Here is a 22,436-nt window from a genome sequence, read left to right on the forward strand (position 1 = left end):
TGGCTTGAAGCGAACGGACCGTCGATTACGAACCCCACTCAAGCTCCTTCTGGCTTTGGAAGCGTCCTGGAGCAAAGAATAGCACGGAGCCTTAAAATTGATATCCAGCGATCATGGACGCCGGGGGGACTATCCATTCGGCTTTTGCTTCCGCGCCTCGCGATCATGTAACGTCTGGCCGGACCGATGCTTGCGCCGTGACTATGGCCGGACGGAAATTCATGTGGAATTAAGCTGGCCGCTCAGCGCACAGGAGACGCATTGCCGGGGGTTTGGCAAATCGCCGAGCAGCCTATTCAAACAGGACCAAACATTTCCTTCGTGCTCTAAAAACAGGTCAGCTCATTGGATCGCGGGATGGTTATCGTGAAGTGCCCCTCCACCCCACAGTTGGGCCGTGCGGAGGCAGTTTCCAGTTCTCTGCGCGCGGTCCGACGCTTGATAAAATCGACGGTCGATGCTGTCCTAAACAATGTCCCGAGGTCCCGTCGGATCGAGCCATCCTATTCGCGCCCTTCCGCCGGAGGCGCAACACCATCCATCGAAGATTGCGGGCGCCTCTAGATCGCCACCTGCCTCTGCTGTGTCAGGCGTCTCCCGACCGTCTGACCGGGCAACTCGATGAACTTGTAGCCTACAAAGGACAAGACATAGACGATCGGAATGGTCACGATCAGCGTCACCAGCCAGCGTGCGGGGTTGCTGAGATCGGTATTGCCGATCAGCCAGGCGATCACCGGCTGCATGACAAGCAGGTGAATCAGATAGGCTCCGAACGAAAGTTCGCCGAGATTTCGAAAGAACGTGTTGCCGAGAACCGAATTGACCGAGCGGGAATAGCTGCCGCCGGAACCCGGAACCCGATCGGCGTGCACCAGGACAAAGAACAGCACCACGATCCCCACGCGCACAGTTTCGTGCAGCACGGTCACGTCGCCGCCCAGAGGGATAAGGACCAGCAAAGCCGAAATCGCGAAAGCCAGGTAAGCTCTGCCCTGCGGCATCCATAGTGCACCCGCCAGCAGCATGCCGGCGGCGAAGATGTGCATTTTCATCGGCAGGAATGACGGCATTGGGAAGCGAAAGCCCAGGTGATGGACCACCCAGGCGGCGATGACGGCCAAGCCGACGGTGACGAGCATGCCCTTCAGCCAACCCAACCGCCCGAGAACGATCATGACGAAGGGCAAGGCCGCATAAAACTGCATTTCCAGGCCGATGCTCCAATCGGGAAGCGCGGTGCGGAAAGCATGGGCCGGCGACAAGCCGAACAGGAAGGAAAGATGCATCAGGTAGTTGGTCAGGCTGTCGTCCAGATAGCGCGATGCGGCTTGCGGCGGATTACCGTTGAACGCATCGATGACCATCCTCGCCTGATAGATCTCGGACCCGGCGATGAGAGCAATTACCAGCATGACGTAATAGAGCGGTGCGATACGGAAGAAGCGACGAGCCCAGAAGACCGCCCATGTTTGCGGGCTCTCCCATGGCTCTCTGGCCTTGCGTCGCTGATAGTGGAACACCATCAGGAAGCCCGAGAGCATGATGAACAGGTCGACCCCCAGCTCGGGATCTCCGATAATCGGCACCTTGAAGCCCGTCAGGATATGCGCATGGCCGATCAGCACCCATAGCGCCGCCAAACCACGCAAACCATCCAGACATTCAATGCGTCTGCCGCCTTTCATCGCGTCCATGAGATACTCCTGCTCATTCGTATCCGCGGGCAGGGTTAGCATGTTCGACGGCAACCGGATAGTGTTGAGCGATTTTTTATGGGCTTCGGCACAACTTGCGCGGGTTGACAGTCAATGAAGGGCTGGTGGCGTCGGGCTGCCCGCTGCGTCTATTCGACTGCGAAATATCGGAAGGAACATGCCGCTGCCGAACAGGTTCTCCCCTTGAGACAACAAGGATGGAGAACCTCATGTCCTGCAAACTCATCGCGATATCCCTCCTTTCGATCGGTCTTGCCGGCTCGTCTCTGGCCCAGACGGCGGGTGGGGCGAATTCCAGCGGGCGGCTCTCGGTGGCGCCTGTCATCGGCGGATCGGGCAGTTCGGGCACGGGATCGGCCGGCACCGGCTCCGTCGGCACCGGGTCGGCGGGCACGGGGTCCGTCGGCACCGATCCCGGCACGACCGGCAGCACCACCGGCAATGGCGGCCTCGATCTCAACAGCGGCCGCAGCACGATCAATCCGGGCGGCGTCAATCCGGATCTGCAGCAGGTGCCGGGCTGCACCGCAGGGACCGGTTCGCTCAGCGAAGCCTGCCAGCAGTGAGGACGGGCGACCGCTCGCCTCCCGACGGAGTGAAGGCTGGTGCGGAACGGCGCCGGGCCCGCCCTGATGGCACGCAAAAACGATGGCTGCGGCGAGAACTGCTTTACCGGCCCCGCGTGAGGTCGTAAAAGAACAGCATCCCTCCGCAAACGGCGCGTCGTCCCACATCCAGCCAGCCTGCCGATTTTTCCGGCCCTGCGGAGCACCCGAAGAGGATCGTCATGTCGAATGCAGCGCATCGCTCGAACCGCGTGCTTGTCGTCGCGACCATCATGGTGGCGACATTCATGGTTGCCATCGAGGCGACGATCGTGGCGACGGCAATGCCGCGCATCGTCGGCCAGCTCGGCGGCTTTTCCTATTACAGCTGGGTATTTTCGGCCTTCCTGCTGGCGCAGTCGACGACGACGGTCATCTACGGCAAGCTTTCCGATATTTTCGGACGCAAGCCGGTGCTGATCGGCGGCATCCTGATCTTCCTCGCCGGCTCCCTGCTCTGCGGTTTTGCCTGGTCGATGATGTCGCTGGTGCTGTTCCGGCTGCTGCAGGGGCTCGGTGCCGGCGCAATCCAGCCGGTGACGATGACGATCATCGGCGATCTCTTCAAGCTCGAGGAACGCGGCCGCGTGCAGGCCGCGATGGCGACCGTCTGGGCGACGTCGGCTGTCGTCGGACCGCTTGCCGGCGGCATCATCGTCGATACCTTCTCCTGGGCCTGGATCTTCTGGATCAACCTGCCGATCGGCATCGTCTCGATCACCGCCTTCATGATCTTCCTGAAGGAGGACGTCGCGCACAAGCAGGCGAGGATCGATTATCTCGGATCGGTGCTGTTTTCGATTTCGATCGTCGCCCTCCTCGTCATGCTGACGGAAACCGAAGCGAGCGCCTGGATCCTGCTGTCGCTCTTCGCCGTCTTCGTCGTTGCGGGGCTCTTCTTCCTCGCCCAGGAGAGGCGGGCGCCGGAGCCGATCATTTCGATCGCCCTCTGGAGCCGCCGGCTGATCGCGACCAGCAATGCCGCCACGCTGCTTGCCGGCATGGCGCTGATCGGCCTTTCCACCATCCTGCCGATCTACGTGCAGGGCGTGCTCGGCCGCACCCCCATTGTCGCCGGCTTCACGCTCACCATGCTCATCGTCGGCTGGCCCTTGGCGGTGATGCTCTCCAGCCGCTTCTACAGGGCCTTCGGCATTCGCCGCACGCTGCGCGTCGGCAGCCTGCTGTTTCCGTTCGGCGCCTGCTTCCTGTTGTTCCTGACGCCCGAAAGCTCGCCGGTTCTTGCCGGCGCCGGCTCCTTCTTCATGGGCTTCGGCATGGGCCTGATCAGCCTGACGAGCATCGTGCTGGTGCAGGACAGCGTCGAATGGTCGATGCGCGGCAGCGCCACGGCTTCGATCATCTTCGCCCGCAGCCTCGGTAATACGCTCGGAGCCACGGTACTCGGCGCCATTCTCAATGCCGGCATCAGCCATTATGCGAGCGGCGAAACGGCGGCCGCCCTTCATAAGGCGCTGAACCAGCCGACCGGACTTTCGGCGCTCGCCGCCGATCCGGCGATCCGCAGCATCTTCGACGCGGCCTTGCACTGGAGCTTCTGGGGCGTGGTCGTCGTCGCGGTGCTGACCTTCTTCACCACCTGGCTGATCCCCGTCGGCCACCGCAAGACGCGTGAAGAGCCGGCAGTGGCAGGCGAGGCAGCCTCGCATTGACACGGTTGCTCCTGACGGGGAGCGCCTGGTAATTTGCTGACAACGTTTCCTCCGTCATGCCCGGCCTTGTGCAGCACAAGGCCGAGCATGAAGTCGCGGGTATCCCCGCAAGTGCGGAAAACCGCTTCGCAGTTTTCCTGGAATTACCTTATCGGCGGTTCTCCAAAACGCGCAGGATCAGGTTTCGTCTTCCCTTGCGCTGGGCGAGATCGATATCGCTGACGAGCTTGGCGCCGCCCTCGCGCCGCTCCAAGGTGATCTTGCGGCTATGGAAGGCTTCCAATTCGGCGCGATGCGCCACGCTGATGATGGTCGCCGTCGGTAATTCGTCGATTATCGTCTCCATCATGCTGTCCTGACTCTTCTCGTCGAGTGCCGAGGTCGCTTCGTCGAGAACGATGATATCGGGGGCATGCAGCAGCAGCCGCGCGAAGGCGAGCCGTTGCTTTTCGCCGCCCGACAGGGTCTGATCCCATGGCGCGTCTTCCTCGAGCTTTTCGCTCAGATAATCCAGGCCCACTTTGGCAAGGGCGGTCTTGATTTCCTCCGGCGTCCAGCTGTCGGCGGCGCGGGGATAGGCCACCGCGCGGCGAAGCGTTCCGGACGGGATATAGGGCCGCTGCGGCAACATGAACAAGCGTCGGTCGCCGTGGAAATCGACGCTGCCGTGACCCCAGGGCCAAAGACCGGAGATGGCGCGCACCAGCGTGCTTTTGCCGGAGCCCGATTCGCCTGCTACGAGCACCCGCTCGCCTGGTGCGATCTCCACCTGGGTTTCCTTGACCACCGCGGTACCGTCGTCGAGAGTCACCGAGAGATCGTTCAAATTCAGGATTGCATTGCCCTCTGTTTCACCGTGCTTGATGCGTCCGAGGGCGTCGCTTTGTTCGGCCCGCTCAAGGCCGTCGAGCGACATCATCAGCGAGGCGACGCGTCGCGCACAGGCGTTCCAGTCGGCGAGACGCGGATAGTTGTCGACCAGCCAACCGAAGGCCGTCTGAACGATGGCGAAGGCGGAGGCTGCCTGCATGACCTCGCCAAGCGTCATGCCGCCTGCGAGAAATTTCGGTGCGCAGAGCAGGAGCGGCACGACCGGGGCAATCAGCATCGACCCGTGCGAGACGAAGGTCGTGCGCATGTGCTGGCGCGCAAGCAGCGCCCATTGCCTGAGCACATTGGAAAATGTCTTGTCGAGGTCGCTACGCTCCTCTTCCTCGCCACCGAGCAAGGCGATGCTCTCACCGTTTTCGCGCACACGGGTCAAGGTGTATCGAAGCTCGGCCTCCACCTGGTTCTTGACCTCCGAGACCTGGACGAAATGGCGGCCGATGACCGCAATCACGGTTGAGGTGATCACGGCGTAGAGAACCGCAGTGACGACGAGAAAACCGGGGATGGTGATGGTCGACCCGGCGAGCGGCAGCGTGAGCGCTCCACCGATCGTCCACAGCACGACGATGAAGGTCGAGGCCGATAGAAAGGCTGATATGACGCCGGCGATGAAATCGACCGGCGCTTCGGTGGCAATCCGCAAATCCTCCGAGATGCGCGCCTCAGGATTCTTGTGGTCGCCGCCGATGAGGTTCAGCTGATAATAACGACCGTTGGCCAGCCAGCGCGTGATCACCGTCTTCGTCAGCCAGGAGCGCCAGCGGCGCTGGATCATCATGCGAACATAGACTTGTGCGGTCACGAGAGCGACGCTTCCGAGCACGAGCGGCACGAAGACGGCGCTGAGATAATAGACGGTGCCGGCGTCGTGCCGCTCTATCGCGTCGAAGATCCCGCGGTTCCAGCGGTTGATCCCATATTGGAAGCCGACATTCATGCAGATCATCGTCAACAGACCGATCGAGCATGGCCAAGCGAGCCTGTCGCCACCGCGGCCCCAGTAACGGCGGGCGCTGATCCAGAAACGCCTGAGCAAATATCGCTTACGCGCCTGCTCTGCCTCCTCGGGCGTGAGCTGCGGACTAGGTTCGATGACATCCGGCGGCGCGATCTCGACAGTCGATGCCTTCTGCTGGCGCGACTTCTCGGCACCGTCCTGCTCGGTGCCGTCGACCGATTTCGGGTTGAGTGTAACGTCGGTCATAAGCACGATAACGGCTTACAAATCAGAAGGTTTCATGGCGCCGCGCCGACGTGGCGCTCGCATCAAGCTGACGGCTGCCGAGATAGGCCGCTCAGGCGTTGTCGCTCATGGTCTGCGGCAGAGATTGCAGCAGGGTCTGACGGGCGGAGCGCAGGTGGACGCGGCAGGCTTTTCCGATCGCTGCCTGGTCGCCGGATTCCAATGCGGCGATATAGTCCAGATGTTCGTGGATGGCGCGCTCGTTGCGCTCGCGGGCGGCGGTCTTGTTCCACTGGTAGTGATAGTGGAAGATGATGGCGATCGCATCGTAGAAATCGGCGATGAAGCGGTTCTTCGAGGCGCGGTGGATCAACAAGTGGAAGCGCTCGTCGAGGACGGAGAAATCCTTGAAACGCTGGTTGATGTCGGCAAGCATGGCGAGATGCTCCTCGCGCATGGCGGCAAGATCGATCCACGCTTGATTGTCTTTGGGAAGCCGGCCGAACTCGGCAGCCGAATGCAACTCGAACATTTCGCGGACATCGGCAAGTTCGAGCGCGAATTCGCGGGTGAAGCCCTTCAGCGTCCAATGACTGTTCGGCCGCTTTTCGATCAGGCCGAAGCGGGAGAAGCGGATCAGGAATTCGCGCACGCTCGTCGTGCCGGTGCCGATCTCGCGGGCAAGCTCCAGTTCGTTGATCTGCATTCCGGGCGCGGCATCGTCGGCAAGGATGCGCCGCATGAAACTACGCTCGATGATGTCATGCAGCGAATCCGTCTCTTCGGAGGGAAAAAGGTCACGGTCGGTGGGCTCGCGCAGCACGATCTTCTGACGCTTGTTCCAGCGGATGATGCCTTCATCGCTGAGGCGGGTGAGGATGGCGCGCGCGGTGGAACGGCTGACGCCGAGCTGAGCGGCGATCTCCGGCTCCGACGGCAGCGCCGTATCCGTGCGCAGGGCCGCGGCATACCTGTTGTATGCTTCCTTGAAGACCGTGTTCTGCCTTGCCATCAGATCCCCCGCTTTCCGCCCGCGTGCCGGGATTTCCTTCCCGCTTCGCAAAGCGAAAAGGCGACCGACCGGAGCTTGTTCAAAATCCATTAGCGTATTTCCGATCGTCTGCGGCGCATTGCCTCCCTCGTCCACAGGATCAATATTCTCGTTGACTTGAAAATGTTTATTGTAGATAAAAAACAAAATCAATCGCATTCGCCGATGCAGCGAGCGTTTCCTTCAGGGAGAAGAGATTGGACAAACAGCCTTGGATCATCCTGTCGGCCGGCGACAATGTCGCGGTCGCAACGTCCGCCATCGCTGAGGGCTCGACGGTTGCCGGCGTCGAGGCCCGCCAGAAGATCGAGCCGGGCCACAAGGTGGCGATTGCCGATATTCCGCTCGGTTCGGCCGTGGTGAAATACGGACAGGCGATCGGCCGCACCACCGCCGAGGTCAAGGCCGGCGACCATGTGCACAGCCATAATCTGCATTTCGAAAACGACCGGCTCGCCGTCACCGCCAATTCGGCACCGGAAGAAGCAACCGCCGAGGACAAGGCGCGCACCTTCATGGGCTACCGCCGCGCCGATGGACGGGCGGCGACACGCAATTATATCGGCATCATCGCCAGCGTGAACTGTTCCACCACCGTCTGCCGGGCGATCGCCGACGAAGCGAACCGGACGATCCTGCCGCATTATGACGGCATCGACGGTTTCGTGCCGATCGTGCATGACCAGGGCTGCGGCATGAGCTCGACCGGCGACGGCATGAACGTGCTGCACCGGACGCTTGCCGGCTATACCAGGCATGTCAATTTCGGCGGCGTGCTGATGATCGGCCTCGGCTGCGAGGTCAACCAGCTGACGCTTTACGGCCAGAGCGGCGCCGGCGCCTCCAAGCGCCATTTCAACATTCAGGACGCCGGCGGTTCGCGCCGTGCGGTCGAACGCGCCATGGGCGTGCTCCGCGAGATCGCCGCCGATGTCGGCAAGGAGAAGCGGGTTCCGATCTCGATCGGCGAGATCATCATTGGCCTGCAATGCGGCGGCTCGGACGGCTTTTCCGGCATCACCGCCAATCCGGCGCTCGGCGTCGCCGCCGATCTGCTGGCGGCGGCCGGCGGCACGGCGATCCTGTCGGAGACCTCGGAGATTTACGGCGCCGAACATCTGCTGCGCAGCCGCGCCGTCAGCGACGAGGTGGCGAGAAAGCTCGACGAGAAAATCGCCTGGTGGGAAGACTATGTCGCCCTGCATGGCGCCTCGCTCGACAACAACCCGTCGCCCGGCAACAAGCGCGGCGGTCTCACAACCATCCTGGAAAAGTCGCTCGGTGCGGTAGCCAAGGGTGGCCGCTCGCCGCTGACGGCGGTCTATGGTTATGCCGAGCGGGTGACGGCCCCCGGCCTCGTCTTCATGGACACGCCCGGATATGACCCGGTTTCGGCAACCGGCCAGGTGGCCGGCGGGGCGAACATGATTGCGTTCACCACAGGCCGCGGCAGCTGCTTCGGCTGTCGGCCGGCGCCGTCCTTGAAGCTGTCGAGCAATTCGGCGCTCTATGCCTCCATGGAAGAGGACATGGACATCGATTGCGGCACCATCGCAACCGGTGACGCGACGATCAGCGGCAAGGGCCGCGAGATCTTCGACCTGATCGTCGATACGGCCTCCGGCAAGAAGACCAAGAGCGAGATCTTCGGTTACGGCGATAACGAATTCGTGCCTTGGCATCTCGGCGCAACGCTCTAGATGCGATGCTAAGCGTTTGTTTTTATACAATTCCCAGGGGGCATGATGAAGACGAGACGGATCGGCAAGACCGGCCTTGAGGTGACGGAGATCAGCTACGGCGCAGCGCCCCTCGGCGGTCTCTACCGCGCCTGCCCGCGTGAGCAGGCGATGGAAACGCTACAAGCGGCTTGGGACAGCGGCATCCGCTATTTCGACGTCGCCCCCTGGTATGGCCTCGGCCTTGCAGAACGGCGCGTCGGCGATTTCCTGCGTGACCAGGCGGACGGTGCCTACGTGCTTTCCACCAAGGTCGGGCGACTGCTTCGGCCGGTGCCGACGGGATCGGTGCCGGATTACAGCTATGTCGATCCGCTCTCCTTCGATGCCGATTACGACTATTCCTATGACGGCATCATGCGCTCGGTCGAGTTCAGCTATGCGCGTCTCGGCCTCAACCGCATCGACATTCTCTACGTCCACGATATCGGCGTCTATACGCATGGCGCGGCGAAGAACGCGGTCTATCAGAAGCAGCTTCTCGATTCCGGCATCAAGGCGCTGGAAGAATTGCGCTCCTCGGGCGCGATTTCCGCCTTCGGCCTCGGCGTCAACGAAGTGCCCGTCTGCCTCGACATCATGCGCCATGCCGATCTTGACTGCATCCTGCTGGCCGGCCGCTATACGCTGCTCGACCGTTCGGCGGTCGACGAACTCCTGCCACTCTGCCGGCAGAGGGGCACGTCGCTCGTCGTCGGCGGCGTCTTCAACTCCGGCATTCTCGCCACCGGCCCGGTGCCCGGCTCGCATTTCGATTATATGCCGGCAGACGAGGAGGTGCTCGCCAAGGTCGGCGCGATGGAGGCGATCGCCAAGAGCCACGGCGTTCCGCTCGCGGCCGCCGCCATGCAGTTTCCGCTGCGCGATCCGATCGTCGCCTCGGTGCTGATCGGCACGGCCAAGCCCTCGAGCCTGACGCGCAACATGGAAACGGTCGCGACGCCGCTTGCCGACGGCATCTTTGCCGAATTCGAACCCTATACGCTCATCGCGCCGCCGCTCGGCACCGAAGCCGTCCGAGTCTGAGGAGATATTATGCTTAGAGGTATTCATCCGCTGCTCGGGCCCGACCTGCTCTATGCGCTGAAGACGATGGGACATGGCGACGACATCGTCATCGCAGACGCCAATTTTCCCGCCGGCTCGATGGGCCCGCCGGTCATCCGCGCCGATGGCGTCAGCGCCACCGACATGGCCGCAGCAATCCTGGCGCATATGCCGCTCGACACTTTCGTGCCGGAAACCGCATGGAGGATGGAGGTCGTCGGCGACCCCGGCGCCGTGCCCGAAGTGTGCGCGGAGTTCCAGCAGATCGTCTCGAAGCGCGCCGGCGATTTTGCCATCGTGCCGGTGGAGCGCTTCGCCTTCTACGCGATGGCCCGCAAGGCCGCCTATATCGTCGCGACAACGGAGTTCCGGCTATACGGCAACTTGATTTTGAAAAAGGGCGTCGTGCACCCGCACGAGATCGATCTGACCTGATAGCTATTTTAGGCTATCGTAGTAATGAAATAAAATCAGGTGCTTGGAGGGAGTCTTCCGGAGTAAAAAAGCGCATTCGACGCCCTTGCAATTTGAATGCGCCTCGGCTAGCTTCTGCCTGCAAATGTTTTTTATCGATAAAAACCTTCCGCCAGCGTTCAGCGGTCCGGTTTATTTGGAGGAGAACGCATCCTGAGAGGAGAACCTTTATGAGCATCGTGAAATCCCTTCTGTCCCGCCGCGCCTTTACCGCGCTGGCAGGTGCAGCCGTCATCGCCACGGCAATGCCGGTCACGTCCTTTGCCGCCGATGTGACGATCCCGATCATCGTCAAGGACACGACGTCCTTCTACTGGCAGATCGTTCTGGCCGGCGCCCGCAAGGCCGGCAAGGATCTCGGCGTCAACGTGCCGGAACTCGGCGCACAGGCCGAATCCGACATCAACGGCCAGATCAGCATTCTGGAAAACGCCGTCGCCGGCAAACCGGCCGCTATCGTCATCTCGCCGACCGAGTTCAAGGCGCTCGGTAAGCCGATCGACGAAGCCGCCAAGTCGGTTCCGATCATCGGCATCGACTCCGGTGCCGACTCCAAGGCATTCAAGTCGTTCCTGACGACCGACAACGTCCAGGGCGGCCGCATCGCCGCCGACGGTCTTGCCGCCGCGATCAAGGAAATGACAGGCAAGGAAGAAGGCGACATCGTCATCCTCACCAATCTTCCCGGCGTCGGCTCGCTCGAACAGCGCCGCGAAGGCTTCCTCGATCAGATTAAGACCAAGCATCCCGGTCTCAAGGTCATTGCCGACAAGTACGGCGACGGCCAGGCAACCACCGGCCTCAACATGATGACCGACCTGATCACGGCAAACCCGAAACTCGTCGGCGTCTTCGCCTCGAACCTGATCCTGGCGCAGGGCGTCGGCCAGGCGATCGCCGAAAACAAGCTCGGCGACAAAATCAAGGTCATCGGCTTCGACAGCGACGACAAGACGGTCGGCTTCCTCAAGGACGGCGCCATTGCCGGCCTCGTCGTTCAGGACCCCTATCGCATGGGTTATGACGGCATCAAGACCGCGCTTGCCGTCTCCAAGGGCGAGAAGGTTCCGGAAAATGTCGACACCGGCGCCAATCTCGTCACCAAGGCGAACATGTCCGACCCGAAGATCGACGCGCTCTTGAACCCGAAGATCAAGTAAGACGACAGACGGCCGCGCCGGCTTCCAAAAACCGGCGCGGCCTTTTCCATCCATGGTATGGTTCACCAGGGTTGGAGCAGACGCGACAAGAGGAGGAGAGGTCCATGATCGGACTGGAAGAGGTCAGTCATCGCCATGATGATAGCGCCACGCTGAAAGAAGCCAATCGCATCGCCGCCGGATCGCCCATCCTCGAACTCAAAGGCCTGCAGAAGAATTACGGTCACGTGCAGGCGCTGAAGCCGGCGACGCTGACCTTCCTGGCCGGCGAAATCCACGCGATCGTCGGCGAAAACGGCGCCGGCAAATCAACCCTGATCAAATTGCTCACCGGCGTCATCACCCGCACGGCCGGCGAGGTACTGTGGTGCGGCCATCCGGTGGGATTATCGACGCCGAACGAGGCGATCGCCCGCGGCATAAACGCCGTCCACCAGGAAGTGGTGCTCTGCCCGCACCTGACGGTCGCCGCCAACCTCTTCCTCGGCGACGAGGTCAACCGCTACGGCCTGATGCGCAAGAAGCAGATGGAGAAGATGGCGCAGGCCGTGCTCGACGATCTCGGCTTCGGCCTGCCGGCCGGCGCGCTGTTGAGTTCGCTGACGATCGGTCAGCAGCAGCTGGTGGCGACGGCACGCGCGGCGATGCGCGGCACGCAGTTCCTGATCTTCGACGAACCGACCGCCTATCTCACTCGGCAGGAATCGGCGCAGCTGTTCAAGCTGATCCGCCGGCTGCAGGGCGAAGGCGTCACCATCGTCTATATCAGCCACCGCATGGAAGAAGTCTTTGAGCTCGCCGACCGTGTCTCGGTGTTGCGCGACGGCACGCATGTCGGCACCCGCCTGATCGGCGAGACCAACGATGCCGAGCTGATCGCGTTGATGATCAATCGCTCGATCGAACAGATCTACCACAAGGAAGAGATTGCCATCGGCGAGACGATCGTCGAGGTCCGCGGCCTCTCCGGTCCCGGCTTCGAGGACGTGTCGCTCAGCGTCAAAGCCGGGCAGATCGTCGGACTCTACGGTCTGATCGGTGCCGGACGCAGCGAATTTGCGCTCGGCCTCTACGGGCGCCAGCCGATCAGCGCCGGTGACATCCAGTGGATGGGCAAGCCTGTCGATATCCGCAATGAACGCACGGCGATGGAGCTCGGCATTGCGCTGGCGCCCGAAAGCCGGCGTGACCAGGGGCTCTGCCTCAACCTGCCGATCGGCCTCAACATCAACCTGCCGGTGTTCGGGCGGTTGAGCCACGGGCCTGTGATCAATCACGCACGCGAATCGGCCAATGCCGACAAGCAGATCCGCGATCTCAGCATCAAGACGCCGAGCCGGCGGGTTCCCGCCTCCAGCATGTCGGGCGGCAACCAGCAGAAGATCGTCATCGGCAAATGGCTGAGCCATGGCGCGCGGCTGTTCATCTTTGACGAGCCGACCGTCGGCGTCGACGTCGGCACCAAGGCTGAAATCTACCGGCTGTTCGCCAAGCTTCTGAAGGAAGGAGCGGGCATCATCCTGATCTCATCGTATCTGCCCGAGGTCTACGAACTGGCCGACCGGCTGCACGTCTTCCGCGGCGGCAGGCTGGTCGCGAGCCATGATTTTCACGCGGCGACGCATGAACAAGTGCTCAGCGAAGCGATCGGCGTCTGAGCCAGAAGACTGGAGCATTTCCAGCAAAAAGTGTGAAGCGGTTTTGCGTCCGGAATTGCGTAAAAACACATTGATAGAGCATTTCTGCGGTTCGGAGAAAACGGAAGTGCTCTAAGAGGGAGAAAATTCATGACTGTCACCCCCACCGAAATCGTCGCGCCGCCGCCGCGCCGGAAAATGAACATCCTGTTCGGCCTCACACTGATCGGCCTGCTGGTCTTCCTCTGGATCGTGCTCGGCTTCGTCACCGCCAGCTTCTGGACGCCGCTCAATATCTCCAACCTGCTGCGCCAAGGCGCAATGACGGCGATCCTGGCGCTCGGCCAGACCTTCGTCATCATCACCGCCGGCATCGACCTGTCGGTTGGCGCAATCGTCGGCTTCTGCACCGTCATCATCGCCTGGCTGCTGCAGGCGGGTGTGCCGCTCTGGGGAGCGATCGCGCTGACGCTCGCCATCGGTGTTGCGATCGGCGCCTTCCATGGCTTCGGCATCGTGCATATGGGCCTGCCGCCCTTCATCATCACGCTGGCGACGCTGACCTCGCTGCGCGGCATCGGCCTCCTGATCACCAACGGTTCGACGATCAGCATCACCGACGAGAGCTTCAGCAATTTCGCCCGCGCCGATTTCCTCGGCATCCCCAGCCTGTTCTGGATGGTCATCCTGGTGGCGGTGCCCTCCTTCGTCTTCCTGCATCTGAGCCGCTGGGGCCGCTATCTCTTCGCGGTCGGTTCGAATGCGGAAGCCGCGCGGCTTTCCGGCGTCAACGTCAAGGGCATGATCTATCTCGCCTATATCCTCTCGGCCGGCTTTGCCGCCTTCGTCGGCGTGCTGCTCGCCTCGCGCATCGCGATCGGCAATGCGACACAGGCCGACGGCTGGGAACTGCAGGCAATCGCCTCGTCGGTCATCGGCGGCACCAGCCTGTTCGGCGCCGTTGGTTCCGTGCACGGCCCGCTGATCGGCGCCTTCATTCTCGCCACCATCAACAACGGCGCGAACCTTCTGAACGTCAACTCCTTCTGGCAGCGCATCATCACCGGTCTGCTGATCATCGTGATCGTCTTCTTTGACCAGTTGCGCCGCCGCAAGAGCAGCTGAGCGGCGGGCAGGAAATCGCCGCCTGCCGCCCCTCATCCGCCTGCCAGCACCTTCTCCCCGTAAACGGGGCGAAGGGGGACAGCCGAAACCTCTCGGTCCCGCCAACGCCTCGTTTGGCACGTCCCCTCGCCCCGTTTACGGGGGTCCGCAGGACGGGTCGAGACGAGTGGCTCGACCCCGATAAGGTGGGGTGAGGGGCAAGTTTTCCGCACGAACCGAACAGCAGTGGCCGACACAGAGTAAAGAACGAAGAATGCGAGACCTGTCATGAAAGCAGTTGTTTGCCGGGAACCCGGCGTGCTCGACATCATCGACCGCCCATCACCCGCCGCGCCGGCGCCCGGCTGGGTGCGGCTGGCCGTCAGCCATGTCGGCATCTGCGGCACCGATTATCATATCTTCGAGGGCAAACACCCTTTCCTCGAATATCCCCGGGTCATGGGGCACGAGATCTCGGCGACGGTGATCGAGGCGGGCGACGGTGTCGCGCTTGCGGCCGGCGCATCGGTCATCGTCAACCCCTATCTCTCCTGCGGCCAATGTGTCGCCTGCATCAAGGGCAAGCCGAATTGCTGCACCAACATCAAGGTGCTCGGCGTTCATACCGACGGCGCCTTCTGCGAGGAGATCTCCGTTCCCGCCGATAATCTCTATCCCGCCAAGGGCCTCAGCCTCGAGGCGGCGGCGACGACGGAGTTTCTGGCGATCGGCGCTCATGCGGTGCGCCGCTCGCTGGCCGGTGCCGGCGCGCGCTCGCTCGTCATCGGCGCCGGGCCGATCGGGCTCGGCGCGGCGATCTTCTCGCGCATCGCCGGCCATGAGGTAACGCTGCTCGATACCAGCGCCGAGCGGCTGCAGATGGCCGCCGAGCGCTTCGGCTTCACCTCCGGCATCGTCGCCGATGAAGGAACCGCGAATGCCGTGCGGGAAAAAACCAATGGCGACGGTTTCGATGTGGTCTTCGACGCGACGGGTTATGGTCCGTCGATGGAGAAAGCCTTCTCCTTCGTCGCCCATGGCGGCGCACTGGTGCTGGTCAGCGTCGTCAAGGACGATATCCGCTTCTCCGACCCCGAATTTCACAAGCGCGAAATGACGTTGATCGGCAGCCGCAACGCCACGCGTGCCGACTTCGAGCATGTGGCGGATTCGATCGCCAAGGGGCTTGTGCCGGTGGACAAGCTCATCACCCATCGCACCACGCTCGATAATGCGCCGCGCGATCTCGCCCGCTGGGCGCATGAGAAGAGCGGGCTGATCAAGGCGGTGATCCGGGTTGGCAATTTTAGCGAAAGCATCAAGTGATTTGCGTGCACTTTGCGCCGCTGGCTGCCCCTCACCCTAACCTCTCCCCGTTCTGACGGGGAGAGGGGACGTGCCCTGCGAGAGGTAAGTGGGAACGGAAAGCTCGCGGCATGTCCCCTTCTCCCTGCGTGCGGGGAGAAGGTGGCGGCAGCCGGATGAGGGGCGCCCCGGTCTCACCTCGCCGCCTCGATCGCCCTGCGCATCTCGCGGACCACCGCGACATTCGTCTTGTTCGCACTCTTCGCCTCGAAACCAAATGCCACCGCGCGTGGGTCGGCTCTTTCGACAGGCGAACTGCAGGAGCCGTGCACCTCGCGGGCACCGGTTGCCTGCAATATCTCGACGACGTTCTCGGGGCGGACGCCGCTGCCGGGCATGATCGAGATGCGGCCGGCCGCTTTCTCCGAAAGACGCTTCAGCGTGTCGATCCCATCGGCGGCCTTGACCGCGCAGCCGGAGGTAAGGATGCGTTCGCAGCCGAGTTCGATTGCCTGTTCCAGCGCCTGATCGGCGTCCGGCACCAGGTCGAAAGCGCGGTGCAGCGTCGAACCGAGGCCGACGGCATGAGCTTTCAGCCGGCGGATCAGCGGCAGGTCGAGCGTGCCGTCCGGGCGGTTGGCGCCGATGACGACGCCGGCGAGGCCGGCGGCGCGCACCGCCTCGATGTCGAGCATCATCGCCTGCTCGTCGAGGCCGTCGAAAATGAAGGGGCCGGCATGCGGGCGGATCATGGCATAGATCGGAACGGGCGCCCGGGCAGCGATCCGCATCAGGCTCGGCAGTGGCGTCAGGCCGCCGAGCTCCAGCGCCGAGCAGAGCTCGATGCGGCCGGCGCCGCCTTCGATCGCGGCAGCGAGACCCGCGGCGCTGTCGACGCATACTTCGAGCAAAATCGTCATGCAGTCTCCCTGGCTCCGTCGGCCTGTCTTGTGATGTGCGCGGCCGTTTCCGACGTCATCCTGGCAGCCGCAGCGATGATCATCTCGCAGGCATCGGCAGCGGCTTTTCGATGGTTGAAGGCGACGTGATAGGACATCGGCAGACGCTCGTCGAGATCGACGATGCGCACCTTGTCGGCGATCGGCATGGCGCTGACGCGGCCGAGGAAGGAGACGTAGCCGTGATTGGCGACGAGGTCGACGATGACAGGCAGCGAATCCGCCGCGGTGATATCCCGGCTGCGCAAGCGCCGGTCGGATGCGCGCTGGTCGCTGAAGGCCATGGCCGCGTGGCCGAGGCCGGTGCGCGGGCTCGGCGTGCAGATCGCATGCGCGGCGACGAGTTCGGCGACCGAGGTTTGCGTGCTTTGCGGCGGCGCGATCACCACCATGTCGGTCTGCAGCAGTTCGCGATGCCGGAAGTGCTCGAGGCCGAAGACCGAATCCAGGATGGCGACATCGATGCGGCCGCTCTTCAGCGCCTCGCGCAGGTCGTCGGCGGTCATCGAGACCAGCGAGATCGCATTATTGCTGCGGTGCGCATTCCACTCGGAAACGAGCAAGCCCAAGCAGCGCGCCACCCAGCTTTCCGATCCGGTCGGGATGATCGAGCCGATGCGCAGCGATCGGGCGGTGCGCCGGTAGCGCTCGTCTGCGGCCGATTTCAGATCGTTCCACGCTTGGCTGATCGCCATGAAGATCTGGTAGGCGTGCCGGCCCTCCTCCGTCAGCACCGAACCCTGCGCCTGCCGCTCGAACAGGCGGCGACCAAGGAACTTCTCGAGATTGGCAAGCTGCAGCGAAAGCTGCGGTTGCCCCAAGCGAAGGCGGCGGGCGGCGCGGTTGATGCTGCCCTGGTCAGCCACCTCGAGAAAACGCTCGATCGCGACGACCTTGACGGGAATACGCGACGCCCAGGATTCGTAAGCCCCGGCGGTCGCGCTCTCATGGCCCACGAGTTGATGAAGCTGCCCGATCGCAGCAGTGATCGGCTCCAGCCCTTCCTGCACCCTGTCGCTTGCGAGCAGCGTCGCCAGCTCGCCCGACGAACGTTCCGTCAACTTCATCGCCAATTCGGTTTCAAGCTGGCGGATCGCCGTCGAGGCGGTGGAGGGCGACAGCTGGAAGCGGCGCGCGGTCTCGCGGACAGAGCCGGAACTCAGGACATGGCCGGCAATGAAAAGGGCACCCAGATGCAAAGAACTCGCTCCGAAAGCGCTGGAAAAACCGGACGATATGATGTGTTCGGCAAAAAAGATATCCCCGCATGAGGATCGGCGTTCTATCGTCTGCGGCATAAAAATCCCGGCGGCGATGTTTTCGCAAGAAGAGCACCGGACCATCGCGGAAACACGCAAGGGGACAAAAACAAATCGCGCCGGCCCTGGAAAAGGGAATGCGTTTCCGCGCAGGGAGATGCGTTCGCCGCCATAATCGTCAGCGCGACCGCAAATACTGGAGGGGGCTTGCATCGATTTTTCGGGTGGGCACGCTATTTCCATGACGCACGCAATTCGGATGATGGCGGCCTCACCGCCCTCGCCGACGGATTTCCTGCGCGCAAGCTCCCGGGCTTGAGCCTTATCAACGGTGTTTAAAAGGGGATATTCCATGCTGAAGAAACTCGCACTTGCCGTTTCGCTCTCCGCCTTCGCGGCGGGTGCGGTTCAGGCCGCAGACGTCGTCGTCTCGTCGAAGATCGACACGGAAGGCACGCTGCTCGGCAACGTCATCGCGCTGGCGCTCGAGGCGAACGGCATCAAGACGCAGGACCGTATCGCGCTTGGCGCCACACCCGTGGTGCGCAAGGCGATCACCGCAGGTGAAATCGATATCTATCCCGAATATACCGGCAATGCCGGCTTCTTCTTCAACAAGGCCGAAGATGCAGCCTGGAAAAACAATGAGCAGGGTTACGAGCTGGCGAAGAAGTTCGATTACGACGCCAACAAGATCGTCTGGCTGACGCCGTCGCCGGCCAACAATACCTGGGCGCTTGCCGTGCGCAACGACGTCGCCGAGCCGAACAAGCTGAAGACCATGTCGGACTTCGGCAAATGGGTCGCCGGCGGCGGCGCCGTCAAACTTGCGGCTTCGGCCGAGTTCGTCAATTCCGCCGGCGCGCTGCCCGCCTTCCAGACGACCTACGGCTTCCAGCTGAAGCCCGACCAGACGGTCGTGCTCTCGGGCGGCGATACCGCGGCGACGATCAAGGCGGCCGCAGACCAGACGAACGGCGTCAACACCGCCATGGTCTATGGCACCGACGGCGCGATCGAGGCGGCCGAACTCACCGTTCTCGAAGACGACAAGGGCGTGCAGCAGGTCTATGCGCCGACGCCGATCATCCGCGAGGAGGTGCTGAAGGCCAATCCGAAGATCGAGGAGATCCTCTCGCCGATCTTCAAGAGCCTGAGCGCCGACGAATTGCGCAAGCTCAACGCCAAGATCCAGGTCGACGGCGAGCCCGCAAAGTCCGTCGCCGAAGCCTATCTGAAGGAAAAAGGCTTCCTGAAGTAATCATCGCCCGCTCCGCCCCTCGCGGGCGGAGCCTCCCTTTGCCGACAGGCCAGACAGGGTTGGATTGATGGAAGAAACCTCAGCGGTCCGCAGGCTGGACCGGCTCGGCGTGGTTCTGGTGGCCGGCGGCATTGCGGCGACGGCGCTGATGCCCTTCATCTATGTCAAGGCGAACCGCATCGCCGCCGGCAAGCCGATGCTGCTGACGCAGCTTCTTCCCCAGCCCTCCGTCATTGTCCTTATCGTCCTCCTCGTCCTGACCGCCTTAGCCACCTTGTTCCTCGCCAATGCAGTGGCGCGGCTTGTGGTCGCCACGTTTTGCCTGGCGGCGCTGGTCGCGGCGATCGGCCTCGTCTCGACCGCGGCGACGCCGCCCGGCAGCACGGTGGCGCGCATGACGCCCGGCGGCGGTTTCTGGCTGCTGTTTGCGGTGATCGGGCTGATCATCTCGGACGCGCTGGTCAAAATCCGGCTGGCGCCCTGGATGCGGGTGGCAGCGCTGGCAGCTTACACGGCGCTGCTCTTCACCTTCCTCGCCTCCGGCCTGCTCGACAGCCTGTCGATCATGAAGGAATTTTCCACGAGGGCGGCGCAGTTTCGGACGGAGGCATTTTCGCATCTGCTGCTGGCGCTGGGCTCGCTCGTTATCGCCATCGTTCTCGGCCTGCCGCTCGGGATCCTCTGCTTCTGGGTGCCGAAGCTCAGGGCCGTCGTTCTGCAGGGTCTGAGCCTCATCCAGACGATCCCCAGCCTCGCGCTCTTCGGCCTGCTGATGCTGCCGCTCGGTTATCTCGCCACCCATGTGCCGCTGGCGGCCGCTGTCGGCATCCGCGGCATCGGTACGGCGCCGGCGTTGATCGCGCTGGTGCTCTATTCGCTGCTGCCGATCGTCGCCAATACCGTCGTCGGCCTGCAGGGCGTCGATCCCTCGGTGCGCGATGCGGCGGCCGGCATGGGGCTGACCCGCCGGCAGATCCTTACCGGCATCGACATGCCGCTCGCCTTTCCGGTCATCCTCACCGGCATCCGCATCGTGCTGGTGCAGGCGATCGGCATGGTGACGATCGCCGCGCTGATCGGCGGCGGCGGTTTCGGCATCTTCATCTTCCAGGGGCTCGGCCAGACCGCGATGGACCTCGTCCTGCTCGGCGCCGTGCCGACCGTCTTCTTCGCCTTCTCATCGGCCGTCATCCTTGATGCGGTCATCGACAGCATCCGGGGGCCCGCCGCATGAGCATGATCGAGATCAGCAACGTCACCAAGCGCTACGGTGCGGCGACCGTCGTCGACAGGGTCTCGATGCGTGTCGAGAAGGGCGAGATCACCGTCATCGTCGGCACATCGGGCTCCGGCAAATCGACGCTGATGCGGATGATCAACCGGCTGGTGCCGATCAGCGAAGGCGAGATTTTCGTCGGCGGGCAGAATGTGATGGATGTCGAGGTGACCGAGCTTCGCCGCCGGATCGGTTATGCCATCCAGGGACACGGCCTGTTTCCACACCGCACCGTGGCGCAGAATATCGCCACCGTGCCGCAGCTGCTCGAATGGGATTCCAAACGCATCGCCGCCCGCGTCGAGGAGCTGCTCGGGCTTTTCAACCTCGATCCGGCTGAGTTCGCCGACAAATATCCGCATCAGCTTTCCGGCGGCCAGCAGCAGCGTGTCGGCGTCGCCAGGGCGCTTGCGGCCGAGCCGGAACTGCTGTTGATGGACGAGCCCTTCGGCGCGCTCGATCCCGTCATCCGCGGCAAGGCGCAGGACGACCTGCTGGCGATCCAGAAGCAGTTCGGCACAACCATCATCCTCGTCACCCACGATATGGACGAGGCCTTCCATCTCGGCAATCAGATCGCGGTGATGAGCAAGGGCCGATTGCTGCAATGCTCGACGCCGGAAAAGATCCTCACCGAACCCGCCGATCCCTTCGTGCAGCAGCTGACCGGCACCTCCGACCGCGCGCTGAAGCTGATGTCGCTGCTGCCGCTGAAGGAGAGCATGGAGCCGGCCAAGGGCGGTCTTTCCTATGCCTTGCCGCAGTCGCTCAGCCTGCGCGACGCGCTGGCCGAAATGATCTGGCAGGGGGTCGACGAGGCGGCCGTGCAGGACGATGAAAAGGGGCCTGTGGGATCGATCTCGATGGCGCGGCTGCTCGAACTGGGCCGCAAGGCATGAAGCTCGTCGCCGCCAATTTTTTCCGCGTGGCCGCGCTTGCCCTGCTGCTCATCCTGCTGTTCAGGACGGATTGGCTCTCCTTCCTGTTTGTGCCGCTGACGAACAATAATGCGCCCGCGGTCTATACGCAGAACAGCCTCGTCTCGCTGGCGCTCGGACATCTGCAGCTGGTGATCGGATCGATCGCCTGCAGCGCCGTGCTTGCCGTTCTCGGCGGCATCTTCGTGACGCGACAAAGCGGCGCCGATTTCCTGCCGCTGTCGCGCGCCATCGCCAATGCCGGGCAGACCTTCCCCCCTGTCGCGGTGCTGGCGCTCGCGGTGCCCGCCACCGGCTTCGGCGCCATGCCGACGCTGATTGCGCTCTTCCTCTACGGCCTGTTGCCGATCTTCGAAAACACCGTCGCGGGGCTGAAACAGGTGTCGCCGCAGGTGCTCGACGCCGCCGACGGCATGGGGATGAACGGCACGCAACGTCTTTTCCGCGTCGAGCTGCCGCTTGCCCTGCCGCTGATCCTCGAAGGGCTGAAGGTCGCGACGGTGATCAATATCGGCACGGCAACGATCGGCTCGACGGTTGCGGCCAAGGGCCTCGGCGAGGTGATCATCGCCGGGCTGATATCGGACAATACCGCCTTCATCCTGCAGGGCGGGCTGATCGTCGGCCTGATGGCAGTGTTGATCTATGACGCCATGGGCCTCGTCGAAGCGGCGATCACGCAAAGAATCGGCTTGCGCGCGGCTTAAGATGACCGCTACCAAGGCTGCCGTGATCGACGCAATGGGAGGCAGAATTGGCGAAGATGATCCACTCCATGATCCGTGTTCTCGACGAGGCGCGCTCGGTCGAGTTCTACAGCAAGGCGTTCGGTCTTACAGTCGCCGACCGCGTCGACTTCGACACCTTCACGCTGATCTATCTGAGCAATGCCGAGACCGGATTCGAGCTGGAGCTAACCGTCAACAAGGGCCGCACCGAACCCTATGATCTCGGCAAAGGCTATGGCCACCTCGCCGTCTCGGTCGAAGAAGTCGCCATTGAGCGCGAGCGCATGGTGAAACTGGGGCTCAAACCCGGCGAGCTGGTGGAGCTCAACCGCGACGGCAAGTTGTTCGGCCTGTTCTTCTTCGTCAGCGATCCCGACGGCTACAAGATCGAAGTGCTGCAGCGCCACGGGCGGTTTCTCTAGGACATA

General features: G+C 62.8%; 20 protein-coding genes. 15 read left to right on the forward strand and 5 right to left on the reverse strand.

The genetic code is table 11. The annotated features are described in order from the left end of the window. Nucleotides 1–560: 560 nt before the first annotated feature. Nucleotides 561–1,697: an acyltransferase gene (locus CO660_RS30825; protein ID WP_097601726.1), complete on the reverse strand. Its 1,137-nt coding sequence runs from the start codon at nt 1,695–1,697 to the stop codon at nt 561–563. 230 nt (nt 1,698–1,927) lie between these two features. Between CO660_RS30825 and CO660_RS30830 the strand changes: the two genes are divergently transcribed. Then, nucleotides 1,928–2,284: a hypothetical protein gene (locus CO660_RS30830; RefSeq protein WP_097601727.1), complete on the forward strand. Its 357-nt coding sequence runs from the start codon at nt 1,928–1,930 to the stop codon at nt 2,282–2,284. A 221-nt stretch (nt 2,285–2,505) separates the two neighbouring features. Continuing rightward, nucleotides 2,506–3,996 carry an MDR family MFS transporter gene (locus tag CO660_RS30835; RefSeq protein WP_097601728.1) on the forward strand — a complete coding sequence of 497 codons (1,491 nt, stop codon included), beginning with the start codon at nt 2,506–2,508 and terminating at the stop codon, nt 3,994–3,996. A 148-nt stretch (nt 3,997–4,144) separates the two neighbouring features. On the opposite strand, the gene CO660_RS30840 is transcribed toward CO660_RS30835, so the two are convergent. Continuing rightward, complete coding sequence (locus CO660_RS30840) at nt 4,145–6,091, reverse strand: ABC transporter ATP-binding protein/permease (RefSeq protein ID WP_097601729.1); 1,947 nt, start codon at nt 6,089–6,091, stop codon at nt 4,145–4,147. Nucleotides 6,092–6,182: 91 nt separating this feature from the next. Further along, complete coding sequence (locus CO660_RS30845; protein ID WP_085776815.1) at nt 6,183–7,082, reverse strand: GntR family transcriptional regulator; 900 nt, start codon at nt 7,080–7,082, stop codon at nt 6,183–6,185. A 236-nt stretch (nt 7,083–7,318) separates the two neighbouring features. Here CO660_RS30845 and CO660_RS30850 point away from each other — a divergent pair, with 236 nt between their 5' ends. The 7 genes from CO660_RS30850 (at nt 7,319) to CO660_RS30880 (ending at nt 15,608) form a co-directional block, all read left to right on the forward strand. After that, complete coding sequence (locus CO660_RS30850) at nt 7,319–8,821, forward strand: altronate dehydratase family protein (protein ID WP_085776814.1); 1,503 nt, start codon at nt 7,319–7,321, stop codon at nt 8,819–8,821. 45 nt (nt 8,822–8,866) lie between these two features. After that, nucleotides 8,867–9,886: an aldo/keto reductase gene (locus CO660_RS30855; RefSeq protein ID WP_097601744.1), complete on the forward strand. Its 1,020-nt coding sequence runs from the start codon at nt 8,867–8,869 to the stop codon at nt 9,884–9,886. 9 nt (nt 9,887–9,895) lie between these two features. Further along, on the forward strand, nt 9,896–10,342 hold the full coding sequence (locus tag CO660_RS30860; protein ID WP_097601730.1) for an RbsD/FucU domain-containing protein: 447 nt from the start codon (nt 9,896–9,898) through the stop codon (nt 10,340–10,342). Between the two features lie 209 nt (nt 10,343–10,551). Beyond that, complete coding sequence (locus CO660_RS30865) at nt 10,552–11,541, forward strand: ABC transporter substrate-binding protein (protein WP_085776812.1); 990 nt, start codon at nt 10,552–10,554, stop codon at nt 11,539–11,541. Nucleotides 11,542–11,645: 104 nt separating this feature from the next. After that, nucleotides 11,646–13,199 (forward strand): sugar ABC transporter ATP-binding protein, encoded by a 1,554-nt coding sequence (locus CO660_RS30870; RefSeq protein ID WP_097601731.1) that lies wholly within the window; start codon nt 11,646–11,648, stop codon nt 13,197–13,199. Nucleotides 13,200–13,328: 129 nt separating this feature from the next. After that, nucleotides 13,329–14,303 (forward strand): ABC transporter permease, encoded by a 975-nt coding sequence (locus CO660_RS30875; RefSeq protein WP_085776810.1) that lies wholly within the window; start codon nt 13,329–13,331, stop codon nt 14,301–14,303. A 267-nt stretch (nt 14,304–14,570) separates the two neighbouring features. After that, nucleotides 14,571–15,608: a zinc-binding alcohol dehydrogenase family protein gene (locus CO660_RS30880; protein WP_097601732.1), complete on the forward strand. Its 1,038-nt coding sequence runs from the start codon at nt 14,571–14,573 to the stop codon at nt 15,606–15,608. 173 nt (nt 15,609–15,781) lie between these two features. On the opposite strand, the gene CO660_RS30885 is transcribed toward CO660_RS30880, so the two are convergent. Next, nucleotides 15,782–16,507, reverse strand: a complete 726-nt coding sequence (locus tag CO660_RS30885; protein WP_097601733.1) for a copper homeostasis protein CutC — start codon at nt 16,505–16,507, stop codon at nt 15,782–15,784. Next, entirely contained in the window at nt 16,504–17,745 is a 1,242-nt protein-coding gene (locus CO660_RS30890; protein WP_097601734.1) for a LysR family transcriptional regulator, read from the reverse strand. The genes CO660_RS30885 and CO660_RS30890 overlap by 4 nt, the downstream gene beginning before the upstream one ends. Here CO660_RS30890 and CO660_RS30895 point away from each other — a divergent pair. The 6 genes from CO660_RS30895 (at nt 17,723) to CO660_RS30920 (ending at nt 22,430) form a co-directional block, all read left to right on the forward strand. After that, nucleotides 17,723–17,980 (forward strand): acetyltransferase, encoded by a 258-nt coding sequence (locus CO660_RS30895; protein WP_245421410.1) that lies wholly within the window; start codon nt 17,723–17,725, stop codon nt 17,978–17,980. The genes CO660_RS30890 and CO660_RS30895 overlap by 23 nt on opposite strands. Nucleotides 17,981–18,157: 177 nt before the next feature. Further along, nucleotides 18,158–19,066 carry an ABC transporter substrate-binding protein gene (locus CO660_RS30900; RefSeq protein ID WP_097601735.1) on the forward strand — a complete coding sequence of 303 codons (909 nt, stop codon included), beginning with the start codon at nt 18,158–18,160 and terminating at the stop codon, nt 19,064–19,066. 67 nt (nt 19,067–19,133) lie between these two features. Then, on the forward strand, nt 19,134–20,300 hold the full coding sequence (locus tag CO660_RS30905; protein WP_097601736.1) for an ABC transporter permease: 1,167 nt from the start codon (nt 19,134–19,136) through the stop codon (nt 20,298–20,300). Further along, entirely contained in the window at nt 20,297–21,241 is a 945-nt protein-coding gene (locus CO660_RS30910) for an ABC transporter ATP-binding protein (RefSeq protein ID WP_097601737.1), read from the forward strand. Before CO660_RS30905 ends, CO660_RS30910 begins: the two co-directional genes overlap by 4 nt. Further along, a complete protein-coding gene (locus CO660_RS30915; RefSeq protein WP_097601738.1) occupies nt 21,238–21,987 on the forward strand; it encodes an ABC transporter permease in 750 nt (249 codons plus the stop codon). Before CO660_RS30910 ends, CO660_RS30915 begins: the two co-directional genes overlap by 4 nt. Nucleotides 21,988–22,034: 47 nt before the next feature. Then, a complete protein-coding gene (locus CO660_RS30920; RefSeq protein WP_097601739.1) occupies nt 22,035–22,430 on the forward strand; it encodes a VOC family protein in 396 nt (131 codons plus the stop codon). The last annotated feature ends 6 nt before the right edge of the window (nt 22,431–22,436 follow it).

Origin of the sequence: Rhizobium sp. L9, assembly GCF_002531885.1 — a bacterium.
Classification (GTDB): Bacteria; Pseudomonadota; Alphaproteobacteria; order Rhizobiales; family Rhizobiaceae; genus Rhizobium.

Coding starts and splice junctions, on each gene's coding strand:
- CO660_RS30870 (WP_097601731.1), top strand. CDS start 11,646: ATGATCGGACTGGAAGAGGTCAGTCATCGCCATGATGATAGCGCCACG.
- CO660_RS30880 (WP_097601732.1), top strand. CDS start 14,571: ATGAAAGCAGTTGTTTGCCGGGAACCCGGCGTGCTCGACATCATCGAC.
- CO660_RS30910 (WP_097601737.1), top strand. CDS start 20,297: ATGAGCATGATCGAGATCAGCAACGTCACCAAGCGCTACGGTGCGGCG.
- CO660_RS30915 (WP_097601738.1), top strand. CDS start 21,238: ATGAAGCTCGTCGCCGCCAATTTTTTCCGCGTGGCCGCGCTTGCCCTG.
- CO660_RS30875 (WP_085776810.1), top strand. CDS start 13,329: ATGACTGTCACCCCCACCGAAATCGTCGCGCCGCCGCCGCGCCGGAAA.
- CO660_RS30865 (WP_085776812.1), top strand. CDS start 10,552: ATGAGCATCGTGAAATCCCTTCTGTCCCGCCGCGCCTTTACCGCGCTG.
- CO660_RS30860 (WP_097601730.1), top strand. CDS start 9,896: ATGCTTAGAGGTATTCATCCGCTGCTCGGGCCCGACCTGCTCTATGCG.
- CO660_RS30830 (WP_097601727.1), top strand. CDS start 1,928: ATGTCCTGCAAACTCATCGCGATATCCCTCCTTTCGATCGGTCTTGCC.
- CO660_RS30845 (WP_085776815.1), bottom strand. CDS start 7,082: ATGGCAAGGCAGAACACGGTCTTCAAGGAAGCATACAACAGGTATGCC.
- CO660_RS30840 (WP_097601729.1), bottom strand. CDS start 6,091: ATGACCGACGTTACACTCAACCCGAAATCGGTCGACGGCACCGAGCAG.
- CO660_RS30895 (WP_245421410.1), top strand. CDS start 17,723: ATGAAAAGGGCACCCAGATGCAAAGAACTCGCTCCGAAAGCGCTGGAA.
- CO660_RS30835 (WP_097601728.1), top strand. CDS start 2,506: ATGTCGAATGCAGCGCATCGCTCGAACCGCGTGCTTGTCGTCGCGACC.
- CO660_RS30900 (WP_097601735.1), top strand. CDS start 18,158: ATGCTGAAGAAACTCGCACTTGCCGTTTCGCTCTCCGCCTTCGCGGCG.
- CO660_RS30825 (WP_097601726.1), bottom strand. CDS start 1,697: ATGGACGCGATGAAAGGCGGCAGACGCATTGAATGTCTGGATGGTTTG.
- CO660_RS30855 (WP_097601744.1), top strand. CDS start 8,867: ATGAAGACGAGACGGATCGGCAAGACCGGCCTTGAGGTGACGGAGATC.
- CO660_RS30905 (WP_097601736.1), top strand. CDS start 19,134: ATGGAAGAAACCTCAGCGGTCCGCAGGCTGGACCGGCTCGGCGTGGTT.
- CO660_RS30885 (WP_097601733.1), bottom strand. CDS start 16,507: ATGACGATTTTGCTCGAAGTATGCGTCGACAGCGCCGCGGGTCTCGCT.